Genomic DNA, 20,881 nt, shown 5'->3' with positions numbered 1-20,881 from the left:
TGCACTCGTTGAGCGTGTCGCGCGCCTGCGTCCTCGACGTTCTGCTGTGCCGACGCCCACATCCACCGATCGGGGGATGCGCTGATCATCCTGCTGATCAGCCCGTAGGCGGAGGTTGCGAAGGGCTTCTGAGCGGCAAAGTCATTGGTGTCAGAAACAGCGACCACGCCCCCAAAGGACGCGGCCCCGTCGCAAGGAGAAACACCATGAACGCCAACAACACCACCCCTGAGACCAACACCGCCGCCGCAAGCACCGAGACCGGCAACACCGCAAGCACCGGGCAGACCACGCCGCGTCACCGCAAGACCTTCGCAATCCGCACCGCGGCCGTCGTCGCAGGACTCGGAATCGCCGGCACACTGGCAGCCGCCGGAGTCGGCGCGGCACACGCGGGCACCTTGCCCGTGAACCATCCGGGAGAGCCGACCGTCGCCATGACGATCACCAACCACACCGATCACACCGAGTTCTACGCGGGCGGCACACCGGGCTCCGGTCAGTGGATCAACGCGCCTCAGTTCGCTCTGGCCCCGGGTGCCAGTGAGGTCGTCACCGCCAGTGCACCGAACGCGGCGTCGGAGACGGTGTTCGTCAACTATCAGGTCGGCGCCTTCGGCCCGCGTGCGATCTACGAGCTGGAGAACGTGCGCGGCGATGTGAACACCAACATGACCGGCACCACCGGTGGTCACTACTTCGTCAATGCCTCGGTCGCGAGCGGATTCCCCAACGCGAACGCCGTCTATGACCTGTGGTGATAGGAACGAGCAGGCGCCCGTCCGGCACGGATGTGTCGGGCGGGCGTCTCGTCGTCGAGAATCCGACGATCAGCCCAGGGCGGCCTCTACCTCGTCACGAGCAACCGCGAACGCCGCCCGCAGCGCCGCAACGTCGGGGCCGGCGCGCAGCACGCCGCGGGAACTCGCGGGCAGCACCCACGCAGGGTCGGCGCCGTCGAAGACCTCGGGCAGGTCGGCGGCCGTCGCACCCTGCGCTCCGAGACCGGGAGCCAGGATGGGGCCGTTCAGTGCGCTCAGATCGAGCCCGTGCGCACGAGTTGCTCCGACGACAAGCCCGACCGTCGCCGATCCGTCAGCGTTCTGTTCAGCGGCGTCGTCGACGATCGTCTGTCCGACGGTCCGGTCGCCCGTCGTGGCGAGCTGCAGGCCGGCACCCTCGGGGTTGGACGTGCGCGCGAGCACGAAGACACCGCGCCCACCGCTGCGCGCGGCGTCGATCGCGGGCGACAGTGAGCCGAATCCCAGATACGGCGAGACGGTGACGGCGTCGGCGCACAGCGGTGACCGTTCGTCGAGCCACGCGTGCGCGTACGCCTGCATCGTGGAGCCGATGTCGCCGCGCTTGGCGTCGGCGAGTACGACGGCACCCGCCGCCCGGCACCCCGCGATGACCGACTCCAACACCGCGAATCCCGCGGCGCCGAACGCCTCGAAGAAGGCCACCTGCGGTTTGATCACGGCTGCGACCGGGCCGAGCGCGTCGACGCAGATGTCGGCGAATTGCCGCAGTCCGCTGGTGTCGACGGGCAACCCCCACTGCTCGAGCAGCTCGACGTGGGGGTCGATCCCGGCGCACAGCCTGCCACGTTCGGCAACAGCAGATCGGTAATGAACCGCGAAACCTGTTGTGTCCGAACGTGTCACACTCATCACCCCTCGTTGATCAACGTTGCGTGCCGACGCTGCAGCGATTCGACGCCGATCTCTTCTCGCAACGCGGCCTCGATGCCCTGGACCGCTGCGCTGGCTCCCTGCACGGTGGTGATGCACGGAATTCCCGCGGTGACTGCAGCGCTGCGGATCTCGTAACCGTCGACGCGCGGACCCGACTGGCCGTAGGGCGTGTTGATCACCATCGCGACCTCACCGGCAAGAATCGCATCGACAATCGTGCGCTCCCCCGGCTTGGCCTCGAAGTGCTTGGGCACTGTCGTCGCGACGATTCCGTTGCGCCGCAACACCTCTGCGGTGCCCTCGGTGGCCAGGATGGTGAACCCGAGGTCGGCGAGGTGCTTGACCGGGAAGAGCAGAGCGCGCTTGTCCTTGTTGGCCACCGACACGAAGACGGCGCCCTGGGTGGGCAGTGAGCCGTATGCCGCGGTCTGCGACTTGGCAAACGCCCGCCCGAAATCGGCGTCGATTCCCATGACCTCGCCCGTCGACTTCATCTCCGGGCTCAGCAGCGCGTCGACTCCGGTGCCGTCGAAGCGGCGGAAGCGGTTGAACGGCAATACCGCTTCTTTGACCGCGATGGGAGCGTCGATCGGCGCGGTGCCGCCGTCTCCGGTGGCAGGCAGCAGTTGCTGCTCACGCAGTTCGGCGATGGTCTCGCCGAGCATGACGCGTGCGCACGCCTTTGCGAGCGGGACAGACGTCGCCTTCGACACGAACGGCACGGTGCGGCTGGCACGCGGATTCGCCTCCAGGACATACAGGATGTCGTCCTTGAGCGCGTACTGGACGTTCATCAGTCCGCGCACGCCGATACCCTTGGCCAATGCCTCGGTCGAGCGTCGGACCATCTCGAGATCCGATCGGCCCAGCGTGATCGGCGGCAGCGCGCACGCCGAATCGCCGGAGTGGATACCGGCCTCCTCGATGTGCTCCATGACGCCACCGATGTACACCTCGGTGCCATCGCACAGCGCGTCGACGTCGATCTCGACCGCGTCTTCGAGGAAGCGGTCGACGAGCACCGGGTGGTCGGGCGTCAATTCTGTTGCGCGCGAGATGTAGTCGGCGAGCGATGCCTCGTCGTACACGATCTCCATGCCGCGACCGCCGAGCACGTAGGACGGGCGCACCAGTACCGGGTAGCCGATCCGGGCGGCGGTGTCGCGTGCCTCCTCGAACGAGGTGGCCGTACCGAACGCGGGCGCGGGCAGTCCGGCGTCGGTCAGTACCTTGCCGAACTCGCCACGGTCCTCCGCGAGATCGATTGCCGCAGGGCTGGTTCCGACGATCGGCACCCCGGCGGCCTCGAGACGGTCGGCGAGTCCGAGCGGTGTCTGTCCGCCGAGTTGGACGATCACTCCCGCGACCGTGCCCGACTCCGACTCCGCGTGGTATACCTCGAGCACATCCTCGAAGGTCAGCGGCTCGAAGTAGAGGCGGTCGGCGGTGTCGTAGTCGGTCGAGACCGTCTCCGGGTTGCAGTTGACCATGACCGTCTCGTAGCCGGCCTCCGACAGGGTCAGCGCCGCATGCACGCACGAGTAGTCGAACTCGATGCCCTGGCCGATGCGGTTGGGACCCGAGCCGAGGATCAGCACCTTGGGCCGCTCGGTCTGCGGAGCGATCTCGCTGGTTGCCGCGGGATCGAGCTCGTAGGTCGAGTAGTGGTACGGCGTCTTTGCCTCGAATTCCGCGGCACAGGTGTCGACGGTCTTGTAGACCGGTCGGACGCCGAGCCCGTGACGGTGGGCGCGAACGGCATTCTCGTCGGCGAAATCGTCACGCAGAGCCGCGATCTGACGATCGGAGAAGCCGTTCGACTTCGCGTCGCGGAGCAGATCCTCGGTGAGTTCGTCGGCGTCACGGATCTGCGCGCCGAGCGCCCCGATCCCCGCGATCTCGGCGAGGAACCACGGGTCGATGGCGGTGGCGTCGTAGACCTGCTCGATGGTGGCTCCGGCGTCGAACGCGAGCATCACCTTGTAGATGCGACCGTCCTTGGGCGTCGCGATCTCCTCCAGCAGGGCCTCGAGGTCGACGGTCGCCGGATCGGGTCGGTTCGGCTCGGTCCAGAATCCGGCCGCCTTGGTCTCGAGCGAGCGCATCACCTTGCCGAACGCCTCGGCGAAGCTACGTCCGAGACTCATCGCCTCGCCCACCGACTTCATCGTGGTGGTCAGCGTGTCGTCGGCGCCGGGGAACTTCTCGAACGCGAAACGCGGCGCCTTGACCACGACGTAGTCGAGCGTCGGCTCGAAGCAGGCAGGGGTCTCTTTCGTGATGTCGTTGGTGATCTCGTCGAGGCTGTAGCCGATCGCGAGCTTCGCGGCGATCTTGGCGATCGGGAAACCCGTTGCCTTGGAAGCCAATGCCGACGAACGGGACACTCGCGGATTCATCTCGATCACGATGAGTCGTCCGTCGCGCGGGTCCTGCGCGAACTGGATGTTGCAGCCGCCGGTGTCGACGCCGACCTCGCGCAGAATGTCGATCGAGAGATCGCGCATCTTCTGGTATTCGCGGTCGGTCAGGGTCATTGCCGGTGCGACGGTGATCGAATCGCCGGTGTGCACTCCGACCGGGTCGACGTTCTCGATCGAACAGACGACGACCACGTTGTCGCGGTTGTCGCGCATCAGCTCGAGCTCGTATTCCTTCCACCCGAGGATCGACTCCTCGATGAGCACGTTGGCGGTCGGCGACGCCGCGAGGCCGCCACCCGCGATGCGGTCGAGGTCGTCGGTGTTGTAGGCCATACCCGAACCGAGGCCACCCATCGTGAACGACGGGCGCACGACCACGGGATACCCGAGGTCGGCGACGGTCTCACGCACTTCTTCCATGGTGTGACAGACGCGCGACCGTGCGCTCTCTCCCCCGACCTTGGCGACGATGTCCTTGAACATCTGCCTGTCCTCGCCGCGCTGGATGGCGTCGAAGTCGGCACCGATCAGTTCGATGTCGTACTTCTCGAGAGAACCCCGATCATGCAGGGCCACAGCGGTGTTCAGCGCAGTCTGCCCACCGAGGGTGGCGAGTACCGCGTCGATCGGATGACCGGCGTCGCGCTCGGCCTCGATGACCTTCTCGACGTACTCGGCCGTGATCGGCTCGATGTAGGTGGCGTCGGCGAACTCCGGATCGGTCATGATGGTCGCCGGGTTGGAGTTGACCAGGCTCACGCGCAGGCCCTCGGCCTTGAGGACGCGGCACGCCTGGGTGCCCGAGTAGTCGAACTCGCAGGCCTGTCCGATGACGATCGGGCCGGAGCCGATCACCAGGACGTGATTGATGTCGTCGCGGCGCGGCATTAGGACCTCGTTCCGTTGGCGCGATCAGCCTCCAGCAGGGAGACGAATCTGTCGAACAGATAGGCGGCGTCGTGTGGACCGGCCGCCGCTTCTGGGTGGTATTGGACCGAAAACGCTCGGCCGGAGAGCAATTCGACGCCTTCGACGGTTCCGTCGTTGGCGCAGACGTGGCTGACGCGGGCACGTCCGAAGTCGGTGTCGAACTCTTCGCCCGCTTCGCCCTCGAGCGCGAAGCCGTGATTCTGTGCGGTGATCGACACCTTGCCGGTCGCAGCGTCGATCACCGGGATGTTGATGCCGCGGTGGCCGAACTTCATCTTGTAGGTGTTCCGGCCGAATGCGCGGCCGAGGATCTGGTTACCGAAGCAGATGCCGAACAGTGGCAGATCGGCTCCGAGGACCTGACGGGTCAGCTCGACGGCATCGTCGGCGGTCGCCGGGTCGCCCGGGCCGTTCGACAGGAACACGCCGTCGGGCTTCAGCTCGGCGATCGCGTCGAATCCGGCGTCCGCGGGCAGCACGTGTACCGCGACTCCGCGTTCGGCGAACATGCGTGGGGTGTTGGTCTTGATACCGAGATCGATTGCGGCAACGGTGAATTGCGGATCGGAGCCCGGTTCTACGAGGTAGCCGGTGTCGGTGCTGACCTCGCCGGCGAGGTTCGCGCCCTTCATCGACGGCTGGCTACGCACCCGGGAGATGAGCTCGTCGTCGTCTGCGAGCGCAGCACCGGAGAAGACCCCGGCCCGCATCGATCCGTGGTCGCGCAGCACACGCACTACGGTCCGGGTGTCGATACCCGAGATACCGACGATGCCCTGACGCTCGAGCTCCGCCTCCAGTGACGTGGTCGCGCGCCAATTCGACACGCGCCGTGTGGGATTGCGCACCGCGTACCCGGCAACCCAGATCTTGCCCGAGTCGCCGACCTCGCCCTCACTGCCCGCACTGCCCGTCGATTCGCCGTCCTCGTTGTTCCAGCCGGTGTTACCGATCTGCGGGGCGGTCGCGACGACGATCTGACGGTGGTAGCTGGGGTCGGTCAGTGTCTCCTGATAGCCGGTCATCGCAGTGCAGAACACCGCTTCGCCGAGCGTCTCGCCGACGGCGCCGTATTCCCGGCCGCGGAACACCTGGCCGTTTTCGAGCACCAGAACCGCTGCGGTCATTGGTCTTTCCTCTGTTCTGTATCGGGCTGTGTGTCGAATGCGGCCACCCATCCCGGGTAGACGGTCTTGTCGTCGGCACGTATTCCTGAATCGATTTCGGTTCCCGTCGGCAGCACCCAGCGGATCACCAGCAGTCCGTCGGCCGTCATGACCTTGCCCGCGAGTCCGCGCTCGGTGCGGACGGCGGTGATCGACGAACGCGGAATCCAGATATCGCTGGCACCACGCCGTTCGAGCAGCACACCGTCGGGGTAGGCCGAGATGGTTGCGGTGGCACGATCGCCGACGTCGCCGACGGCCACCCGGTTCTGCCAACTCGGCGCGAGCGTCGAACCGACGTACAAACCGGAGTCGGGGCCGAGCTGCGGCTCGCCGAGTTCGGTTGGAGCCACGGGCATCTCGCCGATCAACTCTGCCTGGCCACGGCCTCGGTTGCGCCATCCGCGCAGCACCAGTGAGATCAGTCCCAGCCACACCAGCACGACGACGATCACGATGAGGATCTCCGACGCACTCACCGTGTCACCTCGCCGTCGCGCGCCGTGACCACGCCGCGCAGCAGTGTTGCCACGACGGTGGCGGGCATCGACATCGACTCGTAGGGGGTGTTGTCGGAAAGGCTAGCGAGCTCGCGCCCGTGCACCACCCACGACGTCTCCGGGTCGACCAGCGTCAGATTCGCGGGTTCGCCGACGGCGACCGGGCGGCCCTGATCGGTGAGCCCGACGATCTGTGCCGGACGTTCACTCATAACGCGGGCAACGCCTCGCCAGTCGAGCAGGCCCGGGTTGACCATGGTCTCGACGATGATGGGCAGCGCGGTCTGTAAGCCGAGCATTCCCGGCTTGGCCTGCGCGAACTCGCAGCACTTCTCCTGCGCGGCATGCGGCGCATGATCTGTCGCGACGCAGTCGACGATCCCGTCGGCCAACGCCTGACGCAGCGCGACCTTGTCGCGCTCCTCACGCAGCGGCGGATTGACCTTGTTGATGGCGTCGTACGTCTGCAGCCGCGAGTCGTCGAGCAGCAGGTGATGCGGTGTGACCTCGGCGGTCACGTCGATCCCCTGCTCCTTGGCCCAGCGCAGCAGTGCGACGGTGCCCTCGGTCGACGCGTGACAGATGTGCACCCGCGCCCCGGCGTCGCGTGCCAGCAGGGCGTCGCGGACGACGATCGACTCCTCGGCCGCGCGCGGCCAGCCCGCGAGTCCGAGCCGTGCCGCCGTCGGGCCCTCGTGCGCGACGGCGCCGACTGTGAGGCGTGGCTCTTCTGCGTGTTGGGCGATGAGCACGCCGAGTCCCTTGGCGTATTCGAGCGCACGCCGCATGAGCAGCGGGTCGGAGACGCACTTTCCGTCGTCACTGAACATGCGGACGCCTGCGGCTCCCGACGCCATCATGCCCATCTCGGCGAGTTGCTTGCCCTCGAGTCCGACGGTGACGGCCCCGACCGGGTAGACGTCGACGAGTCCGACTTCGCGTCCGGAACGCCAGACGTTGTCGGTCACCGTCGAGTTGTCGGCGACGGGCGCGGTGTTGGCCATCGCGAACACGGCCGTATATCCACCGAGAGCCGCTGCGGCAGAACCACTTCGGATCGTCTCGGTGTCTTCGCGGCCGGGTTCACGCAGATGCGTGTGCATGTCGACGAAGCCCGGCAGCACGATGGCGCCGTTACCGTCGACGACCTCGATGTCGTCCGGGGCGTCGATCGACGTTCCGATCTCCGCGATCTCGCCGTCGGTGACAAGCACGTCGACCGGGTCGCCCTCGCCGTACGGGCGGACCGAGCGGATCAGCACTGATCCGGTGGCAACCGATCCTGCTGCCGAGCTGGGGCCGGTCACAGCGCACCTCCTGATTCTGTGCCCGCGAGCAGCCGGAAGAGCACCGCCATGCGGACATGCACGCCGTTGCGCACCTGTTCGAGAATGGTCGCGCGCGGCGAGTCGGCGACCGAGTAGCCGATCTCCATGCCGCGCAGCATCGGACCCGGATGCAGCACGACGGCGTCGTCGGACAGCAACCCCATCCGACGCTCGTTGAGGCCGTAGCGCACCGAGTATTCGCGCGCGGACGGGAAGAAGCCACCGTTCATGCGCTCCGCCTGCACCCGCAGCATCATCACGGCGTCGGCGCCCGGTAGTTCGGCGTCGAGGTTGCCCGACGTCTCGACCGGCCACTCGTCGACTCCCACCGGGAGCAACGTCGGCGGCGCGACCAGCACGACGTCGGCGCCGAGTGTGGAGAGCAGGTGCGCATTCGACCGCGCGACGCGCGAGTGCAGCACATCGCCGACGAGGGCGATCCGACGTCCCTCGATGCTGCCGAGTCGCTGGCGGAGCGTGAGCGCGTCGAGAAGCGCCTGCGTCGGGTGCTCATGGGTGCCGTCGCCCGCGTTGATCACCGCAGGTCCGGTACCTTCCGCATCCGGGCCGTCGGGGCCGAATCCGCCGGATGTCCACGCCGCGATCTGATGTGCCGCGCCCGACGCGGGATGCCGCACGATGAGCGCATCGGCTCCCGCCGCCCGCAACGTCTTTGCGGTGTCGCGCAGCGATTCGCCCTTGTTGACCGACGAGCTCGACGCGCTCACATTGATGACGTCGGCGCTCATCCATTTGCCCGCGACTTCGAAGGAAACCCTTGTGCGAGTGGAGTTCTCGTAGAACACCGTCATGACGGTGCGTCCGCGCAGCGTCGGGAGTTTGCGGATCTCGCGACCGGTCAGCGCTTGTTCGAAGCGCTCGGCCTCGTCGAGAAGATCGGTGGCGTCGTCGCGGGTCAGGTCGGCAGTCGAGAGTAGGTGGCGCATCACTGAGCCGCCTGCTCGTCGCCCGACCCCTTCGAGCCGAGCACAACCTCGTCGACGCCGTCGTGCTCGGTCAGGTGGACCGACACGGTCTCGTCACGCGAGGTGGGGATGTTCTTGCCGACGTAGTCGGCGCGTAGCGGTAGTTCGCGGTGGCCGCGGTCGACGAGGACTGCGAGTTGGACCGCGGCGGGACGGCCGAGGTCGCGCAGCGCGTCGAGTGCGGCGCGAACGGTTCGGCCCGAGTAGAGCACGTCGTCGACGAGTACGACGACCGCGTTGTCGACGCCACCGGCAGGCACCATCGTGCGTTCGAGCGGGCGGTGCGGTTTGGCGCGGAGATCGTCGCGGTAGAGCGTGATGTCGAGGTATCCGACGGGAACGTCGACGCCGGAGAACTCTTTGATCCTCGCGGCCAGCCGATTGGCGAGAGTCGTTCCGCGCGTCGGGATTCCGATGATCACCACGCGGGGTGCATCAGGTGAGTCCAGAGCCGTCTTCTCGATGACCTGGTGCGCGACGCGCGCGATGGTGCGGGACACATCCGCGGCGTCGAGCAGAACACGTTCGCCCATGTATGGACCTCCTTCTCCGCCTCACTGGACGGATCGTTAAAGGATGTCTGTCGCCGAATACTCTACACGCCGGTAGGCATCGGGCTGTTCAGCCCTGCCCGTCGGACCCGGCCGCCTGCGCTGCCCGCACCTGCGGGGCGAGCTCGGCGATCTTTGCCAACACACCGTTGACGAACGCGGGTGAGTCGTCGGTGGACAGTTCCTTGGCCAATTCGACGGCCTCGTCGACGATCACGATCGGATCGACGTCGGTCGAGTTGAAGAGCTCCCACGTCGCGAGACGGAGAATCGCACGGTCGACGGCGGGAAGCCGCTCCAGGGTCCAGCCCTTCAGATGCGACGCAACGACGGAGTCGATCTGCGTCTGATCGTCGGCCAGTCCCTCGATCACCGTCGCGGTGTAGTCGTGGATCTCGCCGACGCTCTCGTCGTCGCGTACGAACTCGCGCCGTTCCGCGACGAGCTGCGCGGGGCTGACCTGCTTGGCCTCAGCCTCGAACAACAGGTCCACTGCGCGCCGGCGAGCCTTGTGCCGGGTTCCGGGTTGCTTCACTGATCTACCTTCGTTGACCGAGATTGGTGATCAGCTGTTGACGCGGCCGAGGTAGTTGCCGTCGCGCGAGTCGATCTTCAGCTTGTCGCCGGTGTTGATGAACAGCGGCACCTGGATCTCGGTGCCGGTCTCGACCGTGGCCGGCTTGGTGCCGCCGGTCGACCGGTCGCCCTGCAGGCCCGGGTCGGTGTGCGTGACGGTGAGCTCGACGGTGACCGGGAGCTCGACGAAGAGCGGCTGACCCTCGTTCAGGGAAACCTGGACGGTCATGTTCTCGAGCAGGAAGCGCGCACCGTCGCCGACGGTCTCCGGCGCGATCGGGTACTGCTCGTAGTCCTGGGCGTCCATGAAGACGTAGTCGGTGCCGTCGTTGTACAGGAACTGCATGTCGCGACGGTCGACGGTCGCGGTCTCGACCTTGACGCCCGCGTTGAACGTCTTGTCGACGGTCTTACCGCTGAGCACGTTCTTGATCTTCGTACGCACGAACGCAGGCCCCTTGCCGGGCTTGACGTGCTGGAACTCCAGGATCTGCCAAAGCTGGTTGTCCATGCGGAGTACGAGACCGTTCTTGAAATCGGCGGTGGTCGCCATGAATCAGTTCCTCAATCTTCTACGTCGGTATGTGTGCATCTCCTGCGCATCGGGGTGCGCGGGCCGTCAGATGACGGTAAAGGTCTTGTCGGTGGTGGTCAGCAGGTCGGGCTCGCCATCTGTGACGATGAGCGTGTCCTCGATCCGGACGCCACCTCTTCCGGGGAGGTAGACACCGGGCTCCACAGTCACCGCTGCGCCGGAAGGTAGTGTACCCGTCGCCAGTTTTCCGATGCCGGGCGCTTCGTGGATCTCGAGTCCGACGCCGTGGCCGAGTCCGTGGACGTACTGGTCCCCGTAACCCGCGTCGTCGATGACCGACCTCGCAGCGGCGTCGATCGACCTCAGGTCGGCACCCGCTTTCAGCGCCTCACGGCCCGCGGTCTGTGCCGTCAAGACCAGGTCGTAGATCTCTCGCTGCCAGTCCGCAGCGCGCGCGAGCACATAGGTGCGGGTCATGTCCGAGTGGTAGCCGCCTGCGACCGCCCCGAAGTCGATCTTCACGAAGTCACCGTCGGCGAGCACCGCCGACGTCGGGCGATGATGCGGGATCGCCGAGTTGGCACCGGCCGCGACGATGGTCTCGAAGGAGATCTCGTCGGCGCCGTGCCGGAACATCGCGTTCTCGAGCGCGCGTGCCACCTCGCGTTCGGTCGCGCCGGCGCGGATCACGCCGTCGGAGATGATCTCGGCGAGCGCTACGTCGCCGATGGCACACGCACGCCGCAGCAGTTCGACCTCTGCGTCGTCTTTGACCTCACGCAACTCGGCGACGAGGCCGGTCCGTCCGACGAGTTCGCTCCCCTGCGCGAGACCACCTGTCAGATTCGCGTGGGTCGCAACGGTGAGGATGTCCGACTCGAAGCCGACCCGCGACGCCCCCGATACGAGCGCGGCTCCGACGAGCTCTTCGGTGCAGTTGCGCGCGATGACGGCGACGAGGTCGCCCGATTGCTCGGCGACTTGCGTGATGTAGCGCCCATCCGTGCAGATCCGGTCGCCGTCACTGCCCGCGGCGGAGATCGACAGCGCGGCGTTCGAGCCCGTGAACCCGCTCAGGTAGCGGATGTTGGTGAGATCGGAGACCACGAAGACGTCGACGGGTTCGGGGCCGGTCGAGATCAGTGCACGAAAACGCTCGCGACGACGCGCGAATTCATCGGGCAACGGAGCTGTGAGCATGCCACTCACGCTACTCGGAGGGCCGCGGCGTCACTGCTGCGCGGCGAGCCGCGGTGTCACTGCTGTGCGGCGAGCCGCACGGGTGCGTTGTCGATGCCGTATCCGTCGTAGGCGTCGAACCGTTGGACGAATTCGAAGAAGACTCGGCCCACCGTGCGGGTGTAGAAGTGCAGCAGGTAGCCGCCGGCCGGATCAGAGCTGCGGTCGTAGAGCACGCCGAGCTCGCGCAGTTGCGCCAGCAGATCCTCGTCAATACCGAAGCGTCCGCGGACGTAGTCGTAGTAGTTGTCCGGGACACGCAGGAACTGCAGGCCGGCGTCGTGTGCGCGACGCGCGAGTCCGAGCACGTCATCACAGGCAAACGCGACGTGCTGCGCGATCGCCTCGGAGTCGAGGACGTGCGGTGCGACGTTGAGCGGAACCCGGACGGCACCGTCCGCAGAGCGCAACACCTGGCTGCGGATCAACCCGCGCGGTCCTGGCACTTCGACGGGGTCGTCGGCGTCGAGACCGAACACGCTCATCAGGAAGAGCCGTGCGTCGTCGGCGGTCTCCCACTGCTGGGTGAGGTTGACGTGGTCGATCGCGCGAATCGTCGTGCTTGTTGTCGGCAGTCCGTCGTCGAACTCGTCGACCCAGCGGGGCGAGTCGGCGGTCGCGCCCGTCCAGAAGACCTCGGTGCCGCCCGGCACGATCGTCGTGCCGAACGCGTGCTCCGACGCGTGCGTGCGCCGATTGACCGCAGGCGCACCGAGGATCGAAGCGCGTCTGCTCACCGCGTCCGGGTCGGATACCTGGAGTCCGATGGCCGCGATGTGCGGCGACTCGTCACGCGCCTGTTGCTCGTTGAGAACCACCCGCGCCTGACCCGCCGTCCACAACGTGACCGGCTTGCTCCGATGTCGGCCGCGGCCGACGAAGCCAAGCTGGTGCAACATGGCCTCGACCTCGCGGGTGTCCTCGGATTTGATCTCGACGAAGTCGAATCCTGTCGGGGGCTTGGGATCCGGGATGTCGATCAGGTCGAGCCGATCCTGCAACCACAGCAGCGACCGATGCGCGTGCGCCGCCGTCGGTACGGGGTCGGTCTGTCGGAACGTGTCATTGAAGACCTCCAACGACAGCGGGCCGGTGTATCCGGCAGCCAGGACATGACCGACGAAGTCCTCGAGATCGAACGCGCCTTCGCCAGGGAACAAGCGATGGTGCCGACTCCACGACAACACGTCCATGGACAGTGCCGGGGCGTCGGCGAGTTGGAGAAAGAAGATCTTCTCCCCCGGGATCGCTCGGATCGCCGACGGATCGTGCCCGCGCGAGAGCACGTGAAAACTGTCGAGACACAGGCCGACTGCCGGATGGTCGGCGAGCTCGACGATGCGCCATGAACGCCGGTAGTCGTCGACGAACCGTCCCCAGGCGAGGGCTTCGAAGGCGATGCGAAGGCCGTGTCCGGCCGCGAGATCGCCGACGCGTCGGAGCTGATCGGCGGACACCGCGTCGTCGTCGATCGTTGCGGTGGCGACATTGCTGCACACGAGGACCGTGTCGATACCCAGTCGCGCAGCCGTGGCGAATGTCGCGTCCGCGCGTCGCAGATTGTCGGCGAATCTCGCCTCGCTGACACCTTCGATGTCGCGTAGCGGCTGATATAGGTACAGCGCCAGCCCGAGCCTGTGTGCGAGAGCTCGAATCTCCTCCGGGGACTGGTCTGCGGCGATCAGATCGGGCTCGAAGATCTCCACGCCGTCGAACCCCGCGTCGGCGCACGCGTGCAGTTTCTCGACGAGTGAGCCAGACACCGAGACGGTCGCAATCGAGGTCTTCATCACATCAATGTACCAATTGGTACATTGCGGTGGCAATGGTTCGTCACGGACAGACGCCTCGCAAGTAAGCTCCCACCGTGGCCGCCAAGCCGAAATCCGAACTCCAGCGCGATCCCGAGCGCACACGTGCAGAACTGCTCGACGTTGCCACCGAGGTCTTCGCCGAGTCGGGATACTCGGGCGCCCGCGTAGACGAGATCGCCGAACGCACGCGCACCACCAAACGGATGATCTACTACTACTTCGGCGGCAAAGAGGGCCTCTACCTGGCGGTTCTGGACCGGGCGTACCGAGGAATCCGTCAGGCGGAACAGAAGCTGCGCGTCGACCACGCCGATCCGATCGAGGCGATCCGACGACTCGCCGAAGTCACCTTCGACCATCACATCGACAACGACGACTTCATCCGCCTGGTCTCGATCGAGAACATCCATCGCGGTGACTTCATCCGGAGACTCACCGATCTCCCGCAGTTGAGCGCACCCGCGACGTCGCTCCTCGACGAAATACTCGCCGACGGTCGTGCAGCCGGCCTGTTCCGGACCGACGTCAGTGCACTCGATGTCCACCTGGTGATCAGCTCGTACTGCGTGTTCCAGGTGGCCAATCGCTACACGTTCGGCTACCTCTTCGACGTCGATCTGACCGAGACGTCGCACCGCGCTCACCTGCGCAGAATGATCGGCGACGTCGTCGTCGGATGGCTCACGACCACCGCCTGAACCCACTTCCTCGAGCGAGGCCCGTCAGGATCCTCTGCGTCTTCTTGTGCGATTCCAATCACACGAAACTGTTGACGAGACGCAGCGCACAGTGCTCTACTCGATTGCGAACGTACTAGTTCGTACATTACGGAGCAGCTCATGGAACCTTCCGAGACCAGCTATCTGGTCGGACTCATCGGCACTGGCGTCGGACCGTCGTTGACCCCGGCGATGCACATGGCCGAGGGCCGCGCGTTCGGCCTCGACTACAGCTACCGGCCGATCGACCTTGCCGCGGCGGACATCTCCCCCGATCGCATCGGCGAGGTGCTGTCCTGGGCCCGCGCGCTCGGATTCGACGCGGTCAACGTCACCCATCCGTGCAAGCAGTTGGTCATGGCGCATCTCGACCATGTCGATCCCGTCGCGGCCACGCTCGGCGCGGTGAACACCGTCCTGTTCACCGACGACGGCGACGTCGGATACAACACCGACACAACGGGATTCGCGCACGGCTTCACCGAGGGTCTGCCCGACGCCGACCTCGCCGACGTCGTACTGGTCGGCGCGGGCGGCGCGGGAACGGCGGTCGCGGACGCGCTACTTCGGCTCGGTGCCGCCCATCTCACCGTCGTCGACCTCGACGTCGACCGTGCCGGAGCCCTCGCACACGACCTCGCCACCCGCCACCCACTACCGAGTGTCGACGCCGCGGCGTTCGACAAGCTCCCCGCACTGCTTCCGGAGAGTTCCGGCGTCGTCCACGCGACGCCGACCGGAATGGCCGAGCATCCCGGCATCGCGTTCGACGCCGCGCTGCTGCGGCCCGACCTCTGGGTCGCCGACATCGTCTACCGCCCCCTCGACACCGCGCTGCTGCAGGCCGCGCGTGCGGTGGGTGCACCAACCCTCGACGGAGGCCACATGGCCGTCTACCAGGCCGTCGACGCATTCGCGCTGATCACCGGGCTGAACCCGGATGCCGATCGAATGACCCGTCACTTCCGCCAACTCGTCGCAAACGCGTCCTGACCGCCCTGCCACCAGGCACAATCGCACCAGAGGAGTACCCAACATGACCACCACCGAATCCGACGGCACCGGAGCCGTCGGGAAACGCACACCACGACACGCCGCACTCGCGGGTTTCATGGGCAGTGCGGTCGAGTACTACGACTTCTTCCTCTTCGGCTCCGCCGCAGCGCTGATCTTCCCGCACGTGTTCTTCCCGTCGGACGACAACGCGGCGCTCGTGATGTCGTTCGCCACGTTCGGTGTCGCCTACATCGCGCGCCCGATCGGAGCGTTGATCCTCGGCCATTTCGGTGATCGCATCGGTCGCCAGCGCGTACTGATGTTCACACTCTTGCTGATGGGCGTGTCGACGTTCGTCATCGGGTGTCTGCCGACCTTCGATCAGATCGGTTGGCTCGCGCCAACCCTGCTCGTGATCTGTCGTCTGCTCCAGGGGTTCTCCGCAGCAGGTGAACAGGCAGGCGCCAGCTCGTTGGCACTCGAGCACGCGCCCGACCACCGTCGTGCGTTCTTCACGTCCTGGACGCTGACCGGAACCCAGGGCGGACTCATCCTGGCCTCGCTCGTGCTGATCCCCTTCATGGCACTTCCCGACGACGCGAAGTATTCGTGGGGCTGGCGTGTTCCGTTCTGGCTGTCGGCCGTCGTCGTTCTCGTCGCCTTCTTCATCCGACGTCGACTGCACGAGACACCGCAATTCACCGAGGCCCGCGAATCCGGCGACATCGCACGCATGCCACTGGTACCCCTGATGCGCGACCACTGGCGTGATGTAGCGCGAGTCGTGTTGTGCGCCTTCATCGCAGCGGTCTCGACGGTTTTCGCCAATCTCGCTCTCGCCTACGGCAAGCACGTCGGGCTCGACGCCGGGCTCACCCTGTGGCTCGTGGTCGTCGCCAATATCGGCGCGTTGATCACCCAGCCGCTCTTCGGTGCCCTCGCCGACCGCATCGGACGCAAGCCCGTCTTCATCTACGGCGCGCTCACGTCGGCCATCCTGATGCCCTTCTACATGCTCTCGATGAGTCAGGGCAATCACCTGCTGACCTTCGTGCTCGCCGTGCTCACCTTCTCGTTCGGCTACGCAGCTGCCAACGCCGTGTGGCCCGCCTTCTACGGCGAGATGTTCTCCACCCGGGTCCGCTTCTCCGGCCTCGCCATCGGTACGCAGCTCGGATTCCTCATGGCGGGCTTCGCGCCGTCGATCGTGACCGCACTGGGAGGCGTCGGAGACGGCGGCTGGGTGGTGATCAGCATCTTCACCGCGGCCATCTGCCTGATCGCGGCTGCGGCCGCGCTCACCGCCCGCGAGACCAAGGATGTCGCGACCGACGACCTCGGAGCCGCGCCGGTGACGGCGACACCCCGCAGCGCCACGGCGCTCGCGGCCTGACATCGCAACGATTTCCCGCGCGGGAGTGGGGTGGCGAACCACGCCACTCCACTCCCGCGTGTTCGAGATCACGCTACCCATGAGTATGCTGTCGGCCATGGTGTCCTGGTTGCTGCGCGGTGTCGTCATGACCGCGGTCCACGTCGTCGCTCGTATTCTCCTCGGTATCGCAGTCGTTCAATCACCACTTCACTCGACGGCATGGAAGACCATCGCGGTCGCTGCGGTTGTCTTCATTGCGCTGGTATGGGGCGGTTTCGACGGTATCCGCGACGCCCGGGCACACCCCGACCCCGACGACTACGACGACCTCACGATCCGTTGGCTCAAGGCCGGCGTCTTCGCGGGCCTGTTCTCGTGCCTGATCTGCTGGATTCTCGGCACCATCGGTGTTCAGGGAATCAGCGAGTCGAGCTTCTTCATCGAGATCATCGCCGGCGGCTCGTTCATCGCGCTTCTCATCTTCTTCCCGGCGTTCTTCGGCGCGTCCATCGGCCGCTGGCTCACCCGGCGTGACCAGCGCAAAGAGCAACGACGTCTCGACGACGAATCCAACCGCGAGACTTCCGACCGCGACGACGACACCGCCGTCATCGAGCGCACCGACGACCGCAGAGTCGCGAACTCGGGCGCCGATCCGGCCTGATCGGTATCCGCGAGATCAGAGCAGTGTGGTGCCCGCAGTCGGACGCTCCGACGCGATAGCCGAGTAGGCCGCGACCAGCAGGCTCGGATCGGGACCCTCGAGCCTGCCCGGCTTGGCCAGCCCGTCGAGTACGACGAACCGCAGGACACCCGACCGGTTCTTCTTGTCGCCCGACATCCCGTCCAACAGATCGGGAAATGCGTCGGCGTCGTAGGTGGTCGGCAAGCCGACGAGTTCGAGGATGCTCCGATGGCGATCGGCCGTCTCGTCGTCGAGTCGTCCTGCGAGCCGCGCCAATTCGGCGACATAGACAAGTCCGACAGCCACGGCGGCACCGTGACGCCACCGGTAGCGTTCGCGACGCTCGATCGCGTGCCCCATCGTGTGTCCGTAGTTCAAGATCTCGCGCAGTGACGACTCTTTGAGGTCGGCCGAGACGACGTCTGCCTTCACCTGGACCGAACGTCGGATCAGCTCCGGTAGCACCGGACCGGTCGGGTCGGTGGCAGCGGCGGGATCGGCCTCGATGATGTCGAGGATGGTGGGATCGGCGATGAATCCGGTCTTGATGACCTCGGCGAGGCCCGCGATGATCTCGTTGCGCGGCACCGTCTCCAACGTGGCGATGTCGATGAGCACGGTGTCGGGTTCGTGGAACGAGCCGACGAGATTTTTACCCGCGTCGGTGTTGATGCCGGTTTTGCCACCGACCGCGGCGTCGACCATAGCGAGCAGCGTCGTCGGAACGTGGATTACACCGATTCCGCGCATCCAGGTGGCGGCAACGAAACCGGCGAGATCGGTTGCCGCTCCCCCGCCGAGCGCGATGACCTTGTCGTTGCGCTTGAGGCCGATTCGCCCGAAGACGTCCCAGCAGAATGCGGCCACCGACAGGTCTTTACCCGCCTCCGCATCGGGGATCTCCACGCGATGCGCATCGAAACCCTTGTCCGCCAAGAACTCTCGCACCTGCTCTGCCGTCTGCGCGAGCGTCGGCTGGTACAGCACAGCGATCCGGTCGGCGCCTGCGGCGGCCTGCGCGACCTCGTCGAGGAGGCCGCGCCCGATGACGACGTCGTAGGGCGACGCACCGTCGACTCTGATAGAGATCGGCTCGGTCATGAGGTTCTCCCTGCTGTCAGTTCGTCGGCCAACGCCAGAATGATCAGATCGGCGACGGCGTCGGGGTCGCCGTGCGCGTCGACCTCGACGCCCGCCACCGCCGAGTACGTGTCCTCGCGTTCTGCGAGCAGAGAGCGGTAGCGCTCTGCCGGATCGTCTGAGGCCAGGAGCGGGCGATCCGACTCGCGGACCCTGGCGAATCCCGACTCCGCGCTGACGCGCAGGTAGAAGACACGATGCGTATCGAGGGCCGCACGCACGTCCGCGGTGGTGACCGCACCCCCGCCGAGGGCGACGATGCCGCCGTGCGTCGCGAGTACATCGGCGACGACGTCGGCTTCGAGTTCCCTGAACTTCTCGGGGCCATCGGCGACGAAGATGTCCGGGATGGAGCGGCCGGTTCGTCGCACGATCTCGTGGTCGGTGTCGATGAAGTCGACGCCGAGCCTGTCGGCGAGCAACCGGCCGACGGTCGATTTACCCGCCCCCATGAACCCGACGAGTACGGCCGCGGGCTTGTTCGTCGATGTCACGCCCGCTGCCGCAGGAGTGTTCACGACCGCGCTCCGCGCTGCGCGACGCGCTTGAGGTATCCGGCCAGGTTGTCGGAGGTCTCGGTCGCCGAATCGCCACCGAACTTCTCGAGAGCAGCCTGCGCGACGACGAGCGCGACCATCGACTCGGCGACGACACCCGCCGCGGGCACAGCGACGACGTCGGAACGCTGGTGAATGGCCTGCGCCTGCTCACCGGTCGCCATGTCGATGGTCGAGAGTGCGCGCGGCACCGTGGAAATAGGCTTCATGGCGACGCGAACGCGGATGTCCTCGCCGTTGGTCATGCCGCCCTCGAGGCCGCCTGCGCGGTTGGTCGACCGGAGTACTCCGTCGGGCCCGGGCACCATCTCGTCGTGCGCGGCGCTGCCACGACGACGTGCGGTCTCGAAGCCGTCGCCGACCTCGACACCCTTGATGGCTTGGATGCCCATCAGCGCGCCCGCCAGCCGCGAATCGAGACGGGTCTCGCCGCTGACATGAGAACCGAGCCCGACAGGGACACCGGTCGCGACGATCTCGACGACGCCGCCGAGTGTGTCGCCCTCTTTCTTCGCGGTCTCGATCTCGGCGATCATCGATTCCTCGGCGGCCTTGTCGAAGGCACGCACCGGGCTCTCGTCGATCGCCGTGAGGTCCGAAATCGTCGGCGGCGGACCGACATACGGGGTGCTGCCACCGATCGAGATCACGTGCGAGATCACCTCGATCCCGAAAACCTGGCGCAGGAAGTTGCGCGCGACGGTACCTGCCGCGACGCGCGCAGCGGTCTCGCGGGCGCTCGCGCGCTCGAGCACCGGACGAGCGTCGTCGAATCCGTACTTGAGCATGCCGGAGTAGTCGGCGTGACCCGGCCGGGGTCGGGTCAGCGCGGCGTTGCGCGCGCTGCCCTCTAGCTCTGCGGGGTCGACGGGATCGGCGGCCATCACGGTCTCCCACTTGGGCCACTCGCTGTTGGCGATCTCGATCGCCACCGGCCCTCCGAGCGTCAGCCCGTGCCGCACACCTCCGAGCACACTCACCTTGTCGGCCTCGAACTTCATGCGCGCACCACGCCCGTAGCCGAGCCTGCGGCGTGCGAGTTGTTCGGCGATGTCGGTCGAGGTGATCTCCACCCCGGCGACCATGCCTTCGACAATGGCAACAAGGGCCGGGCCATGAGACTCTCCGGCGGTTATCCAGCGCAACACAAGGATCAATTGTTCCATGTGACGGCGGCGACACCCCAACCACGTCTTCTCATCCCGAGCCGGCCACGAACAGCGTCGCACCCGAGGCGATCATCGGCGGCCCGTGCGGCCAGCGCTGCCGCCCTCGTCGCGTCAGCAGCCCGAGTACCTGAGCGGCAAGCACCATCAGCAACGCCGACGCCGGGTCGGCGAGCATGCCGCCGAGCACGAGCGCCAACTTCACGTCGCCACCACCGCAGAGACCGGCCAGCCACCCCACGAGATAGGGACCTGCGGCAGCGACCGCTGCGAGCGCGATGGACGGCCGCACGCAGCACGAAACCCCGACTGCGACGAGACCTGGCCACAGCAGCACGGTCGGCAGCCGCGAGGTGCGACGGTCGATGTCGGCGAGCGCGACCAGCCACAGCGCAACCACGCAGCCGACGAGTTCCATGCACGACAGTCTCGGCGACGCGGCGCGATCCGACGCCCCGCGGCCGACATGTGCGGCGAACCTGTGGACAGGGCTGTGTC

Annotated in this window: 20 protein-coding genes; 5 read left to right on the top strand and 15 right to left on the bottom strand. The window is 66.5% G+C overall.

Annotated elements, in window-relative coordinates:
- Positions 1-206 precede the first annotated feature (206 nt).
- Complete coding sequence (locus ABW18_RS01830; protein ID WP_235434262.1) at positions 207-761, top strand: hypothetical protein; 555 nt, start codon at positions 207-209, stop codon at positions 759-761.
- 69 nt (positions 762-830) lie between these two features.
- Here ABW18_RS01830 and pyrF read toward each other — a convergent pair whose 3' ends face one another.
- The 11 genes from pyrF to ABW18_RS01775 form a co-directional block, all read right to left on the bottom strand.
- Positions 831-1,673 carry an orotidine-5'-phosphate decarboxylase gene (gene pyrF / locus ABW18_RS01825; RefSeq protein ID WP_049697280.1) on the bottom strand — a complete coding sequence of 281 codons (843 nt, stop codon included), beginning with the start codon at positions 1,671-1,673 and terminating at the stop codon, positions 831-833.
- Positions 1,673-5,008: a carbamoyl-phosphate synthase large subunit gene (gene carB / locus ABW18_RS01820; protein ID WP_049697279.1), complete on the bottom strand. Its 3,336-nt coding sequence runs from the start codon at positions 5,006-5,008 to the stop codon at positions 1,673-1,675. The genes pyrF and carB overlap by 1 nt, the downstream gene beginning before the upstream one ends.
- A complete protein-coding gene (carA, locus tag ABW18_RS01815) occupies positions 5,008-6,177 on the bottom strand; it encodes a glutamine-hydrolyzing carbamoyl-phosphate synthase small subunit (protein WP_049697278.1) in 1,170 nt (389 codons plus the stop codon). The genes carB and carA overlap by 1 nt, the downstream gene beginning before the upstream one ends.
- Complete coding sequence (locus tag ABW18_RS01810; protein WP_049697277.1) at positions 6,174-6,695, bottom strand: PH-like domain-containing protein; 522 nt, start codon at positions 6,693-6,695, stop codon at positions 6,174-6,176. Before ABW18_RS01810 ends, carA begins: the two co-directional genes overlap by 4 nt.
- Positions 6,692-8,023 carry a dihydroorotase gene (locus tag ABW18_RS01805; protein ID WP_049697276.1) on the bottom strand — a complete coding sequence of 444 codons (1,332 nt, stop codon included), beginning with the start codon at positions 8,021-8,023 and terminating at the stop codon, positions 6,692-6,694. The genes ABW18_RS01810 and ABW18_RS01805 overlap by 4 nt, the downstream gene beginning before the upstream one ends.
- Positions 8,020-8,991 carry an aspartate carbamoyltransferase catalytic subunit gene (locus ABW18_RS01800; protein WP_049697275.1) on the bottom strand — a complete coding sequence of 324 codons (972 nt, stop codon included), beginning with the start codon at positions 8,989-8,991 and terminating at the stop codon, positions 8,020-8,022. The genes ABW18_RS01805 and ABW18_RS01800 overlap by 4 nt, the downstream gene beginning before the upstream one ends.
- Positions 8,991-9,563 carry a bifunctional pyr operon transcriptional regulator/uracil phosphoribosyltransferase PyrR gene (gene pyrR, locus ABW18_RS01795; RefSeq protein ID WP_049697274.1) on the bottom strand — a complete coding sequence of 191 codons (573 nt, stop codon included), beginning with the start codon at positions 9,561-9,563 and terminating at the stop codon, positions 8,991-8,993. The genes ABW18_RS01800 and pyrR overlap by 1 nt, the downstream gene beginning before the upstream one ends.
- Positions 9,564-9,651: 88 nt before the next feature.
- The gene (nusB, locus tag ABW18_RS01790) at positions 9,652-10,116 is read right to left on the bottom strand and encodes a transcription antitermination factor NusB (protein WP_049697273.1); all 465 of its coding nucleotides are present in this window, start codon (positions 10,114-10,116) and stop codon (positions 9,652-9,654) included.
- 30 nt (positions 10,117-10,146) lie between these two features.
- Positions 10,147-10,710, bottom strand: a complete 564-nt coding sequence (efp, locus tag ABW18_RS01785) for an elongation factor P (protein ID WP_049697272.1) — start codon at positions 10,708-10,710, stop codon at positions 10,147-10,149.
- A 66-nt stretch (positions 10,711-10,776) separates the two neighbouring features.
- Positions 10,777-11,892 (bottom strand): M24 family metallopeptidase, encoded by a 1,116-nt coding sequence (locus ABW18_RS01780; protein WP_049697271.1) that lies wholly within the window; start codon positions 11,890-11,892, stop codon positions 10,777-10,779.
- A 56-nt stretch (positions 11,893-11,948) separates the two neighbouring features.
- Positions 11,949-13,721, bottom strand: coding sequence for a bifunctional sugar phosphate isomerase/epimerase/4-hydroxyphenylpyruvate dioxygenase family protein (locus ABW18_RS01775; RefSeq protein WP_049697270.1), 1,773 nt, complete (start codon positions 13,719-13,721; stop codon positions 11,949-11,951).
- Positions 13,722-13,798: 77 nt separating this feature from the next.
- On the opposite strand from ABW18_RS01775, the gene ABW18_RS01770 reads away from it, so the two are divergent.
- From ABW18_RS01770 to ABW18_RS01755, 4 genes are all read left to right on the top strand, one after another.
- A complete protein-coding gene (locus tag ABW18_RS01770; protein WP_049697269.1) occupies positions 13,799-14,443 on the top strand; it encodes a TetR/AcrR family transcriptional regulator in 645 nt (214 codons plus the stop codon).
- Positions 14,444-14,584: 141 nt separating this feature from the next.
- On the top strand, positions 14,585-15,457 hold the full coding sequence (locus tag ABW18_RS01765; protein ID WP_049697268.1) for a shikimate dehydrogenase: 873 nt from the start codon (positions 14,585-14,587) through the stop codon (positions 15,455-15,457).
- Between the two features lie 43 nt (positions 15,458-15,500).
- Positions 15,501-16,853 (top strand): MFS transporter, encoded by a 1,353-nt coding sequence (locus ABW18_RS01760; RefSeq protein WP_049697267.1) that lies wholly within the window; start codon positions 15,501-15,503, stop codon positions 16,851-16,853.
- A gap of 85 nt (positions 16,854-16,938) precedes the next feature.
- Entirely contained in the window at positions 16,939-17,499 is a 561-nt protein-coding gene (locus tag ABW18_RS01755; RefSeq protein ID WP_049697266.1) for a B-4DMT family transporter, read from the top strand.
- A 15-nt stretch (positions 17,500-17,514) separates the two neighbouring features.
- Here ABW18_RS01755 and aroB read toward each other — a convergent pair whose 3' ends face one another.
- The 4 genes from aroB to ABW18_RS01735 form a co-directional block, all read right to left on the bottom strand.
- Positions 17,515-18,621, bottom strand: coding sequence for a 3-dehydroquinate synthase (aroB, locus tag ABW18_RS01750; protein WP_049697265.1), 1,107 nt, complete (start codon positions 18,619-18,621; stop codon positions 17,515-17,517).
- Positions 18,618-19,112: a shikimate kinase gene (locus ABW18_RS01745; RefSeq protein WP_197494645.1), complete on the bottom strand. Its 495-nt coding sequence runs from the start codon at positions 19,110-19,112 to the stop codon at positions 18,618-18,620. Before ABW18_RS01745 ends, aroB begins: the two co-directional genes overlap by 4 nt.
- Positions 19,113-19,174: 62 nt before the next feature.
- Positions 19,175-20,383, bottom strand: a complete 1,209-nt coding sequence (gene aroC, locus ABW18_RS01740; RefSeq protein ID WP_049697263.1) for a chorismate synthase — start codon at positions 20,381-20,383, stop codon at positions 19,175-19,177.
- Positions 20,384-20,414: 31 nt separating this feature from the next.
- Entirely contained in the window at positions 20,415-20,801 is a 387-nt protein-coding gene (locus ABW18_RS01735; protein WP_049697262.1) for a prepilin peptidase, read from the bottom strand.
- Positions 20,802-20,881: the final 80 nt, after the last annotated feature.

Source organism: Gordonia jacobaea (assembly GCF_001186365.1).
In the GTDB taxonomy this organism is placed as follows: domain Bacteria; phylum Actinomycetota; class Actinomycetes; order Mycobacteriales; family Mycobacteriaceae; genus Gordonia; species Gordonia jacobaea.
Note: the sequence above shows the minus strand (reverse complement) of the source record. Positions and strands in the feature narration are given on the sequence as shown.

Bases quoted from the DNA above. Each gene is read 5' to 3' on its own strand.
- ABW18_RS01780 (WP_049697271.1), bottom strand. From the start codon at position 11,892: ATGCTCACAGCTCCGTTGCCCGATGAATTCGCGCGTCGTCGCGAGCGT.
- ABW18_RS01800 (WP_049697275.1), bottom strand. From the start codon at position 8,991: ATGCGCCACCTACTCTCGACTGCCGACCTGACCCGCGACGACGCCACC.
- carB (WP_049697279.1), bottom strand. From the start codon at position 5,008: ATGCCGCGCCGCGACGACATCAATCACGTCCTGGTGATCGGCTCCGGC.
- ABW18_RS01735 (WP_049697262.1), bottom strand. From the start codon at position 20,801: ATGGAACTCGTCGGCTGCGTGGTTGCGCTGTGGCTGGTCGCGCTCGCC.
- ABW18_RS01745 (WP_197494645.1), bottom strand. From the start codon at position 19,112: ATGGGGGCGGGTAAATCGACCGTCGGCCGGTTGCTCGCCGACAGGCTC.
- ABW18_RS01775 (WP_049697270.1), bottom strand. From the start codon at position 13,721: ATGAAGACCTCGATTGCGACCGTCTCGGTGTCTGGCTCACTCGTCGAG.
- ABW18_RS01765 (WP_049697268.1), top strand. From the start codon at position 14,585: ATGGAACCTTCCGAGACCAGCTATCTGGTCGGACTCATCGGCACTGGC.
- ABW18_RS01830 (WP_235434262.1), top strand. From the start codon at position 207: ATGAACGCCAACAACACCACCCCTGAGACCAACACCGCCGCCGCAAGC.
- pyrR (WP_049697274.1), bottom strand. From the start codon at position 9,563: ATGGGCGAACGTGTTCTGCTCGACGCCGCGGATGTGTCCCGCACCATC.
- efp (WP_049697272.1), bottom strand. From the start codon at position 10,710: ATGGCGACCACCGCCGATTTCAAGAACGGTCTCGTACTCCGCATGGAC.
- pyrF (WP_049697280.1), bottom strand. From the start codon at position 1,673: ATGAGTGTGACACGTTCGGACACAACAGGTTTCGCGGTTCATTACCGA.
- aroB (WP_049697265.1), bottom strand. From the start codon at position 18,621: ATGACCGAGCCGATCTCTATCAGAGTCGACGGTGCGTCGCCCTACGAC.
- aroC (WP_049697263.1), bottom strand. From the start codon at position 20,383: ATGGAACAATTGATCCTTGTGTTGCGCTGGATAACCGCCGGAGAGTCT.
- ABW18_RS01760 (WP_049697267.1), top strand. From the start codon at position 15,501: ATGACCACCACCGAATCCGACGGCACCGGAGCCGTCGGGAAACGCACA.
- carA (WP_049697278.1), bottom strand. From the start codon at position 6,177: ATGACCGCAGCGGTTCTGGTGCTCGAAAACGGCCAGGTGTTCCGCGGC.
- ABW18_RS01755 (WP_049697266.1), top strand. From the start codon at position 16,939: ATGCTGTCGGCCATGGTGTCCTGGTTGCTGCGCGGTGTCGTCATGACC.